This is a genomic window from Thiocapsa sp. (genome assembly GCF_035467215.1).
Classification (GTDB): Bacteria; Pseudomonadota; Gammaproteobacteria; order Chromatiales; family Chromatiaceae; genus Thiocapsa.
On record NZ_DATITZ010000269.1, the window covers coordinates 1 to 10,711 of the forward strand.

Genomic DNA, 10,711 nt, shown 5'->3' on the forward strand with positions numbered 1-10,711 from the left:
CGTATAGGTGAACTTTCCCTTGCCGGGGACCAGGGCCGACTCGATCCGCAGCAGCTCGCCGCCGACCTCCGTCCAGGCCAGACCCGTGACCTGGCCGACCTGGTCGTGCTCGTCGGCGCGACCGTACCGGAAACGCTGCACGCCCAGATATTTCTCGAGGTTCTTCGCGCTGACCGTCGTGGCCGCATCGCGCTTCTTGAGCAGCACCTCCTTGACGACCTTACGGCAGATCTTGGAGATCTCGCGTTCGAGACTGCGCACACCGGCCTCGCGCGTGTAGTGGCGAATGATGTCTCGCAACGCGCTCTCGCGAATCAACACCTCGCCATCCTTCAGACCGTTGTTCTTCATCTGCTTGGGGAGCAGATAGCGCTCGGCGATCGCGACCTTCTCGTCCTCGGTGTAACCGGAAAGACGGATCACCTCCATGCGGTCGAGGAGTGCCGGCGGGATGTTCAACGTGTTCGCGGTACCGACGAACATGACCTCGGACAGGTCGAAATCGACCTCCAAGTAGTGATCGTTGAAGGTGTGGTTCTGCTCCGGATCCAAGACCTCGAGCAACGCCGAGGCGGGGTCGCCGCGGAAGTCCATCGCCATCTTGTCGATCTCGTCGAGCAGGAAGAAGGCGTTGCGCGAGCCGGCCTTGGAGAGGTTCTGGATGATCTTGCCGGGCAGCGCGCCGATGTAGGTCCGACGGTGGCCGCGAATCTCGGCCTCGTCGCGCACGCCGCCGAGCGACATGCGCACGAACTGACGGTTGGTCGCACGGGCAATCGACTGGCCGAGCGAGGTCTTGCCCACGCCGGGCGGGCCGACCAAACAGAGGATAGGGCCCTTGAGCTTACGCACCCGCTGCTGGACCGCGAGATATTCGAGGATGCGCTCCTTCACGCGCTCCAAGCCGTAGTGATCCTTGTCCAGCACCGCCTCGGCGACCTTGATATCGTTGCGGATGCGCGTGCGCTTCTTCCAAGGCACCGCGACCAGTGTGTCGATGTAATTGCGAACCACCGTCGCCTCGGCCGACATCGGCGACATCAGCTTGAGCTTGTTGAGCTCGCCCTGCGCCTTGGCCTTGGCCTCGCGCGGCATTCCGGCGGCCTCGATGCGTTTGGCCAGGTCCTCGATCTCGTTGGGCGCGTCCTCAAGCTCTCCGAGCTCCTTCTGGATCGCCTTCATCTGCTCGTTGAGATAGTACTCGCGCTGATTCTTCTCCATCTGGCGCTTCACACGCCCGCGGATGCGCTTCTCCATCTGAAGGATGTCGTTCTCCGACTCCATCAGACCCATCAGATGCTCGAGGCGCGCCTGAATGTCGATCATCTCCAGGACACGCTGCTTCTCATCGAGCTTCAACGACATGTGCGCGGCCATGGTGTCCGCGAGCCGACCCGCCTCGTCGATGCTCGACAGCGAGGTCAACACCTCCGGCGGCACCTTCTTGTTCAGCTTCACGTACTGATCGAACAGCGTGACCGCCGAGCGCATGAGCACTTCCTGCTCGCGCTCGTCGACCTCCAAGGTCTCGTCCATCGGCTCGATGTTGGCCGAGAAGGAGCTTTCCGTCGTCAGGAAGCGGTCGATCCGTGCCCGCTGATTGCCCTCGACCAGGACCTTCACCGTGCCGTCGGGGAGCTTGAGCAGCTGCAGGATGTTGGCCAGGGTGCCGATCTCGTGAAGATCCTTCACGCCCGGGTCGTCGACATCGGCGCTCTTCTGGGCGATCAGCAGGATCTGCTTGTCGCTCGCCATCGCGGCATCGAGCGCACGAATCGATTTGTCCCGGCCGACAAACAGCGGAATCACCATATGCGGATAAACAACGACGTCCCGCAAAGGAAGGACCGGAACCTCCTGAAAGGTACCGGATGCCGAGCTGGAAACTGAATCGTGGTGCGCCATGTGGATCCGTTCTCGTGAAGTGGACGACCCGAGCCGGCGACTTCTCGTCGCTGCGGCTCGCGAGCGCGCGTCGGCCCGGGGCGTCGGTGGAGTATTGGTCTGCGGTAAGGATCAGGGCGCGCCGAGCCGACTTCAACAGAAACCCGGTGCGGTCGGTGCCCGCAACGTCTGCGGGACACGAGGGAGACGAGCGTGGTTCAGTCGGCCGCGACGGCCTGCTTCTCCAACCCTTCGTAGATCAGAAACGGCTTGTTTTCGCCCGAGATCACCGATGCATCGATCACGACCTTGCCGACATGGTCCATCGACGGGAGATCGTACATGGTGTCCAGGAGCACCTGCTCCATGATGGTTCGCAGACCGCGCGCCCCCGTCTTCCGCTCCATGGCCTTGCGCGAGATCCCGTGCAGGGCGTCTTCGCGCAGCTCGAGCTCGACACCCTCCATCTCGAAGAGGCGCTGATACTGCTTGACCAGGGCATGCTTGGGCTCGGTCAGGATGCGCATCAGCGCCGGCTCGTCGAGCTCCTCCAAGGTCGCCATCACCGGGAGTCGGCCGACGAACTCGGGGATCAGGCCGTAACGGATGAGATCCTCGGGCTCCACCGCGCTCAAGAGCTCGCCGATCTGACGTCGGTCGTCCTGGCTGTGAACCTCGGCCGCGAAACCGATCCCGGTCTTGCGCGAGCGGTTCTGAATCACCTTGTCCAGACCGGCGAAGGCCCCGCCGACGATGAAGAGGATATTGGAGGTATCGACCTGCAGAAACTCTTGCTGCGGATGCTTACGACCGCCCTGCGGCGGGACCGAGGCAACGGTGCCCTCGATCAGCTTGAGCAGGGCTTGCTGAACGCCCTCGCCGGAGACATCGCGGGTAATCGACGGATTGTCCGACTTGCGCGAGATCTTATCGATCTCGTCGATGTAGACGATGCCGGTCTGCGCCTTCTCGACGTCGTAATCGCACTTCTGGAGGAGCTTCTGGATGATGTTCTCGACGTCCTCGCCGACATAACCGGCCTCGGTCAAGGTCGTCGCATCGGCGATCGTGAAGGGCACGTTCAGAAGGCGGGCGAGTGTCTCCGCCAGCAGCGTCTTGCCCGACCCGGTCGGGCCGATCAAGAGGATGTTGCTCTTGGCGATCTCGATGTCTTCCTTGGCCTCGGCGACCTCGAGACGCTTGTAGTGGTTGTAGACCGCGACCGACAGAACCTTCTTGGCCTTCTCTTGGCCGATCACGAACTCGTCGAGCCGTGCGTTGATCTCGCGCGGCTTGGGAAGGTTGTTGGTCGCCTCGCCGACACCGTCCTGCATCTCCTCGCGAATGATGTCGTTGCAGAGCTCGACGCATTCGTCACAGATAAAAACAGACGGGCCGGCAATGAGCTTGCGGACCTCGTGCTGACTCTTGCCGCAGAACGAGCAGTAGAGTAATTTCCCGTCGTCGCTCTTGCCGTGGCTGTTTCCACTCATCGCGGTCGAGTCTCCGTGCGGTCGGTTGGTTTCAGGATGAAAGACTCCCTGAAGGCGCAAACTCAATCATAACGGTTTGCTGTTGGATGGCAAGATGGTGACGATTCCCGTCCGTAACCACTGGATCCGGCATCCGATCCGCGGTAACCGGCTCGGCGCGAGCATCCGAAGCCGGATGCACGCGACCTGCGCGGAACCTCGAGATCAAGCCTTCGTCGGCGCAGGACCGCGCTCGTCGATGACCTTGTCGATCAAACCGTATGCCACGGCCTCCTCGCCGCTCATGAAGCGGTCACGCTCGGTATCGTCCGCGATCTTCTCGATCGGCTGCCCCGTATGGTCGGCCAGGATCTGGTTGAGTCGATCCCGAATGTAGAGAATCTCGCGCGCGTGGATGTCGATGTCGGTCGCCTGGCCCTGGAAGCCGCCCAAAGGCTGATGAATCATCATCCGCGAATGGGGCAGACACACCCGCTTGCCTTTGGCACCTCCGGCCAACAAGAGGGCGCCCATACTGGCCGCCTGACCGATACACATGGTGCTCACATCGGGCCTGACGAACCGCATGGTGTCGTAGATCGCCAAACCCGCCGTCACCGAGCCGCCGGGCGAGTTGATGTAGAGATGGATGTCCTTGTCCGGGTTCTCGGACTCGAGGAACAGAAGCTGCGCCACGACGAGATTCGCCATGTGATCCTCGACCTGACCGACGAGGAAGATGACCCGCTCTTTGAGAAGCCGCGAGTAGATGTCGAACGACCGCTCGCCGCGCGCCGTCTGCTCGACGACGATGGGCACCAGCCCCAGCCCGGAGGGCTGCCAATCCGAACGGATCGAGGAATAGCTCATAGGATGTCTCATCGTCTTAAACCGCATTCAGAGTGTAAACCGACGCCCGACCGCGGAGTGCGGCCGCGAGCCGATGCCTGACCGGGCCGACGTCTGGAGATCGGCCCGTCGTGTCCGCCGCCGTCAAAAGCCCGGGCGAGGACCCGACTCGGACAACTGGGCGAAGGTCAGAACCTCTTCCTCGACCTCGATCTGTCCCAGCACCCAGTCGACGACCTGACCTTCGAGCACGAGACTCTCGACCGAGGCGAGATGTTTGGGGTCGGAGTAAAAATAATCGACGACCGCCTGCGGATGCTCGTAGGTCGAGGCGTTTTCCTCGACCGCCGCGCGCACACGTTGCGCATCGGGGCGAAGACCCTGCCGCTTCACGATCTCGCCGATGAGCAGACCGAGCGCAACACGTCGCTTCGCGCCTTCGTCGAACAGTGCGTCCGGGAGATCCACATCCTTGGATCCGAGCGTCTCGAGCATCTGCCGCTTCATCGCACGGACCTCCTCCGCAACCAAGACCGCGGGCAACTCGATCTCGTGGGCTTGGAGGAGCAGGTCCATCACGGCCTCTTTTCTGCGGGCATCGAGCCGCTGTTTCATCTCACGCTCCATGTTCTGACGCACGTCCTGGCGAAAACGCGCGACATCCCCGTCGGCGACACCGAATGCCTCGATAAAGGTCGCATCGACCTCGGGTAGAACGGTCTCCTCGACGGTCTCGACAGTCGCCTCGAAGCGTACCGGCTTGCCGGCGAGATGCTCGGCCTGGTAGGGATCGGGGAACACGAGATCGAGCGTGCGCTGCTCGCCGGCGCACGCGCCGATCAAGCCGTCCTCGAATCCCGGGATCATGCGGCCCGAGCCCAGCTCGAGCTTGACCCCGGTGGCGGAGCCGCCCTCGAAGGGCTCGCCGTCGAGGGTTCCGACGAAGGAAATGGTCAGAAGATCGCCCGTCGTGGCTGCTCGCTCCACCGGCTGCCGGGTGGCGTGCTGTCGGCGCAGACGCAGGATCATCGCATCGATATCCTCCTCGGAGATCTCGGCGACCGGTGACTTCACGACGCGCCCCTCCAGGGATGCGACCTCGACCTGCGGCAGAACTTCGAAGATCGCCGTATAGCCGAAACGCTGCTCGGCGGGATCGATCTCCGGCTCGATGCGCGGCATCCCGGCGGGACGCAGCGATTCCTGCATGAGCGCCTCGGAGAAGCTGGACTCGACGAGCTCGCCGAAGACCTCTTGGTGCACGGCATCGCCATAGCGTTGACGCAGCACCTTCATGGGTACCTTGCCCGGCCGGAATCCGGGCATACGTGCGCTGCGACCGAGCTTCTGCAAGCGCTTCTCCACCTCGGCCGCGATCTGCTCGAAAGGCAGATCGATCTTCATCCGTCGCTCCAGTCCCTCGCCCGTCTCCACCGAAACCTGCATCATGTCTCTCCGGTCGGCCCCCTCGCCGAGAGGGTCCCTAGGTTGTTGAATCTTGGATCGGGCAGAGACGCCCAAACCGCATAAAAGCTGTCCAGTATAGCGCACGCGCCGGCCCTGGCGAACGCTATCGGATCACCCGGGCGCTCGGTCCGGGTCGACCCCACGCTCATGCTCGCCGCAGCGTCGCAACTCGCGTTTGAGGATCTTTCCCGCCGCATTCTTCGGCAAGGCATCTCGGATGACCAGACGGCGCGGGACCTCGTGTCGCCCCAGATGCTCGCGACACCAGGCACGCAGACTCGACTCGGTCGCCGAGGAGCCGCCGCGCAGGACGACGTAGGCGACCGGGATATCGCCGTGACGTGCATCAGGATCGCCGACGACCGCCGCCTCCGCAACCTCCGGATGCGCATACAGCGCTTCTTCAATCACGCGCGGATACACATTCATCCCGTTGGTGATGATGAGATCCTTGATGCGGTCGACCAGGTAGAGGTACCCGTCCGCATCGCGACAACCGAGATCGCCGGTGCGAAACCAATCGCCGAAGAAACTCTCGCGGGTCGCCTCGGGCTGGTTGTGATAGCCCTGCATCACGCTCGGGCCGCGGACACAGACCTCGCCGTAGGTCCCGTCCGCCACCTCCCGGCCTTCGGGATCGAGGATCCGCGTCTCGACCGTGGGGATCGGCAACCCGATCGAGCCGGGCTTGCGCACGCCGGCGATCGGATTCACGCAGGTCACGGGGCCGCATTCGGTCGGGCCGTCGCCTTCGAGGATCGGAATCCCGAAGCGCTCCTGAAAGGCCGTCATCAATGCAGCAGGCATGGCTGCGCCGCCGCTCACGCAGACCCGAACGCTGCGCCAGTGCATGAGCATATCGGCATCGAGCCGCAGCAACACGCCGTAAAGGCTCGGCACGCCGAGAAAGACGCTCGCACCGTGACGACCGATCGCTGCGGAGATCGCTCCCGGATCGAACTTGGGAACGGGCACGATCCCGAGTCCATGCAGCAGCGGCGTCAGCACCCCGACGGTCGCGGCAAAGGCATGAAACATGGGGAGGACCACCAGGATGCGGTCTGCCGGGGTGAGCGCAAGCGCCTGCGCGACACCGTCGGCGTTCGCGATCAGATTGGCGTGTGACAGCATCGCGCCCTTGGGACGACCGGTTGTGCCGGAGGTGTAGAGGATCGCGGCGGTCGCGTGCTGCGGATCGCACGCGCGAACAGGCGGAGGCTCCGTGCTGCGCATCATCGCGGCGAAATCCAGCATCGCCGGGTCGCCCGAGGGGGTCGCGCCGATCCGCACCCGCATGGCCATGTTGGCCGCGCCGTCGAGCGCAGCAGCCGCGGCCGCATCGAACGCCTCGTGATGGATGAGACCGACCGCCCCGCTGTCGGCGAGGATATACGCCATCTCCTTGGGGTTGAGCAGAAGGTTGAGCGGCACCAGCGTGCCGCCGGCCTTGAGCGCACCGAGATAAGCGACGACGAACTCGGCACCGTTGCCGCAGAGCAGGCCGAGCCGATCGCCCTCGCGGATGCCGGCCGCGGCCAGCGCACCGGCCACCCCGTCGGAGGCCCGATCAAGCGTGGCGTAGCTCCAATCACCCTGATCGGAGCAGACGCCGACCGACTCGCCGAATCGTGCCGCCGTCGCCCGAAAGCGCGCGGGGATGTCGGGCGAGACGCTCGTACCCACCATCGAGGATGCCGTCAGATCACCTTCGAGAAGCCGATCGGCCCGGTCTTGGTGGCCAGATAGGCATCGAAGGCCATGCAGATGTTGCGCACCAGGAGTCGCCCGCGCGGGAGGATGCGGATCTTGTGCGCATCAAGCTCCAGCAGCCCGTCTCCGGCCATGTCGCGCAGCTTCATCAGGGCATCGGCGAAATAGTCGTCGAAGCGGATGTTCCAGGCGGCCTCGGCGGACGGGATATCCAACTCGAAGTGGCAGATGAGGCGGGTGATCATGTCGCGGCGAATCAGATCGTCGCGGGTGAGCTCGATGCCGCGGAACACCGGCAGGCGCCCGGCGTCGAGATCCGCGTAATACTCTTCCAGACCACGCCGATTCTGGCCGTAGGTGTTGTCGATCTTGCCGATCGAGGTCACCCCGATGCCGATCAGATCGCAGTCGGCGTGGGTGGAGTAGCCCTGGAAGTTGCGATAGAGGGTCCCGGCCTGCTGGGCGCGGGCGAGCTCGTCGTCGGGACGGGCGAAATGGTCCATGCCGATATAGACATAGCCGGCCTCGGTCAGGCGCTCGATCGTCGACTGAAGGATGTCGAGCTTCGCCTCGGGCGCCGGCAGATCGGCCTCGTTGATCCGCCGTTGCGGCTTGAAACGCTCGGGCAGATGGGCGTAGTTGAAGACCGACAGGCGCTCCGGATCGACCGCGATGATGCGCTCGAGGGTGCGCGCGAAGCTCTCGGGGGTCTGGAAGGGCAGTCCGTAGATGAGGTCGATGCTGATCGAGCGGAAACCCTCGGAGCGGGCCGCCTCGAGCACGGCCATGGTCTCGGCCTCGGTCTGGATGCGATTGACCGCCTGCTGAACCCGCGGGTCGAAATCCTGCACGCCCAGGCTCATCCGGTTGAATCCCAAACGGCGCAGCAGCGCCACACCGGCGGCATCGGCCTCGCGCGGATCGATCTCGATCGAGTACTCGCCGACATCGTCCCCGGCCAGGTTGAAGTGCCGGCGCGTCGTATCCATCAGCTCGCTCATCTGAGCATGGCTGAGGAAGGTCGGCGTGCCGCCGCCCCAATGCAGCTGCTCCACGACACGGGACTTATCGAACAGCTCCGACTGCAGGGCGAGCTCCTTGTAGACGCGCTCCAGATAGGGCGGGGCCAGGGAGCGGTCCTTGGTCGCGATCTTGTTGCAGGCGCAATAGAAGCAGACGGTGTCGCAGAAGGGGATGTGGAAATAGAGCGAGAGCGGACGACCGCTGTGATTGCTGCGCTCGCAGGCCGCGCGATAGGCCGTGGCGTCGAAGGACTCGTCGAACTCCACCGCGGTCGGATACGAGGTATAGCGTGGGCCGCTTTGATCGTAGCGACGGATCAGATCCAGATCGAATGAAATACCTTGTTCCACCGTTCAACCCTCCGGCCACGGGGTCGGCTGCGCCACCCGCTCGGCCATGTTCGTAACGCCTGTCTCAGGCATCATCCCCGCGCCGACATCGAGGCCGCGACGGTGCGTCTCATTGATCTGTCCAAGCAGGGTATGGCATGGAATCTCTTCCGCGTACTTGCCGGCCGGATCCATGAACGGCAGATCCTCCCGCCCGAAGGCGTCGCGCTTCGCCCGGGGCACGCTCATCGGGCAGTGGCCTCTTCGAGCAGCTCGAGCTGATGACGATCGAGCTGCTCGCGCGTCAGCAGGAAGACGCCCTCCCCGCCGCGCTCGAACTCGATCCAGGTGAAGGGCACGCTCGGCAAGCGGCGCTCGAGCTCCGGTGCTGCGCTCCCGACCTCGACGATCAGGATGCCCTCGTCGGTCAGGTGGCCTGCAGCATCCGCCAGGATCCGCACGACGAGATCCAGACCGTCTTCGCCACCGAAGAGACCCAGCTCGGGCTCGTTGCGGTATTCGAGCGGCAAGGAGTCCAGCTCGGAGCGGGAGATGTACGGGGGATTGGAGACGATGACGTCGTAGCGCTCGTTCGGAAGTGACGCGAACAGATCCGAGGCAAAGACACGCACCCGATCCTGGACACCGTGGCGTGCAACGTTGCGTCGCGCCACGCCCAAGGCGTCGGGCGAGATGTCGACCAGGTCAACATCCACATCCGGCAGATGCACGGCCGCAGCAACGCCGATACAACCGCTCCCGCAACACAAATCCAGCACACGACCGACGATCTCGCCGTCGATCCAGGGCTCGAATCCGGCCTCGACCAGCTCGGCGATCGGCGAGCGCGGCACCAGGACATCCGGCGTCACGATCATCTCCAGACCGGCAAACCAGGTCCGCCCGGTCAGATAGGCCGCCGGGAGACGCTCCACGACGCGGCGCTCGAGCATGTCGCACACCAGCACGCGCTCGGCCGGCGTCAACCGGCAGTCGCGAAAGGCTGCGGGCAGCCCGGGATCCAAGGTCAACGCGCCGAGGACCAGGTGAGCGGCCTCGTCGATCGCGTTGTCGGTCCCGTGACCGAAGAAAAGTCCGGCGGCGTTGAAGCGGCTTGCCCCCCACCGCACGAAGTCTTGTATCGTGATCAAACCATCCGGCTGCTCGGCCATACGAAGTATCGAGGAGAACGCGTCAGTGAATCCAGCGCCGCAGGATACCACTACCGCGAGTCCCTGTTCAGCCCCGGTGCCGGACGACGGCGAAGACGGGACCGACGCGGGTCCCGCCTCGGGATACCGAGGCGGCTCGGCTATGCCGCGCGGCGTTTCGCGTCGCCTTCGAGCTCTTCGATCCCGATCTTCGGCGCGCCGGGTCGACCGCGGCCGCGGTCGACCAAGTCCTGCAGCGAGATGTCGCTGAGAAAACGAAAGATTTCGTCGCTGAGTTGATCCCACAGATGGTGCGTCAGGCAACGCTGCCCGTCCCGGCAGTTCTCGCGACCGCCGCAGCGGGTGAACTCCACCCACTCGTCGACCGCGCAGATGATGTCGGCAATCGAGATCTCCGCGGCCGGCCGGCCGAGATAGTAGCCGCCTCCCGGCCCGCGTACGCCCCGTACGAGCTTTTTGCTTCGCAGTGCGGCGAACAGCTGCTCGAGATACGACAACGAGATCCCTTGATTCACCGAGACGTCCGCCAGCGTCACCGGCCCGGTGCCGGAATGCAGAGCAAGGTCGAGCATAGCGGTTACCGCATATCTGCCTTTCGTCGATAGTCTCATCGTAGGATGCCTGGAGTGAGTGAGCCGACGGGCGCTCGGTTCGTCGCGAGAGCGCCCGGTATCCTCCAGTTAAGTAGTCAACAATTTCGACATTTCAATGCGCAACCGTGTGATCGGTCGCCCGAGAACGGCTGGAGCGAAGGGATCTCGAGAGAAGGGACCCAAGGGGGACGGGCCGGTGCGCAGAGACGACG

The 10,711-nt window shown here is 64.1% G+C and carries 9 protein-coding genes; all 9 read right to left on the minus strand.

Features of this window, described 5'->3' with window-relative positions; all coding sequences use genetic code 11:
* The coding region (lon, locus tag VLR48_RS15240) for an endopeptidase La (RefSeq protein WP_325292611.1) at nt 1–1,905 on the minus strand (1,905 nt) is incomplete at its 3' end.
* A 197-nt stretch (nt 1,906–2,102) separates the two neighbouring features.
* The gene (gene clpX, locus VLR48_RS15245) at nt 2,103–3,377 is read right to left on the minus strand and encodes an ATP-dependent Clp protease ATP-binding subunit ClpX (RefSeq protein WP_325292612.1); all 1,275 of its coding nucleotides are present in this window, start codon (nt 3,375–3,377) and stop codon (nt 2,103–2,105) included.
* Between the two features lie 204 nt (nt 3,378–3,581).
* Nucleotides 3,582–4,226, minus strand: a complete 645-nt coding sequence (gene clpP / locus VLR48_RS15250; RefSeq protein ID WP_325292613.1) for an ATP-dependent Clp endopeptidase proteolytic subunit ClpP — start codon at nt 4,224–4,226, stop codon at nt 3,582–3,584.
* Nucleotides 4,227–4,349: 123 nt separating this feature from the next.
* On the minus strand, nt 4,350–5,651 hold the full coding sequence (gene tig / locus VLR48_RS15255; protein ID WP_325292614.1) for a trigger factor: 1,302 nt from the start codon (nt 5,649–5,651) through the stop codon (nt 4,350–4,352).
* A gap of 132 nt (nt 5,652–5,783) precedes the next feature.
* A complete protein-coding gene (locus VLR48_RS15260; RefSeq protein WP_325292615.1) occupies nt 5,784–7,358 on the minus strand; it encodes an AMP-binding protein in 1,575 nt (524 codons plus the stop codon).
* Between the two features lie 11 nt (nt 7,359–7,369).
* The gene (gene hemN / locus VLR48_RS15265; RefSeq protein WP_325292616.1) at nt 7,370–8,755 is read right to left on the minus strand and encodes an oxygen-independent coproporphyrinogen III oxidase; all 1,386 of its coding nucleotides are present in this window, start codon (nt 8,753–8,755) and stop codon (nt 7,370–7,372) included.
* A 3-nt stretch (nt 8,756–8,758) separates the two neighbouring features.
* Nucleotides 8,759–8,983, minus strand: coding sequence for a hypothetical protein (locus VLR48_RS15270; RefSeq protein WP_325292617.1), 225 nt, complete (start codon nt 8,981–8,983; stop codon nt 8,759–8,761).
* Nucleotides 8,980–9,906, minus strand: coding sequence for a 50S ribosomal protein L3 N(5)-glutamine methyltransferase (gene prmB / locus VLR48_RS15275; protein ID WP_325292618.1), 927 nt, complete (start codon nt 9,904–9,906; stop codon nt 8,980–8,982). Before prmB ends, VLR48_RS15270 begins: the two co-directional genes overlap by 4 nt.
* A gap of 140 nt (nt 9,907–10,046) precedes the next feature.
* The gene (locus VLR48_RS15280) at nt 10,047–10,517 is read right to left on the minus strand and encodes an Rrf2 family transcriptional regulator (protein WP_325292619.1); all 471 of its coding nucleotides are present in this window, start codon (nt 10,515–10,517) and stop codon (nt 10,047–10,049) included.
* Between the last annotated feature and the right edge of the window lie 194 nt (nt 10,518–10,711).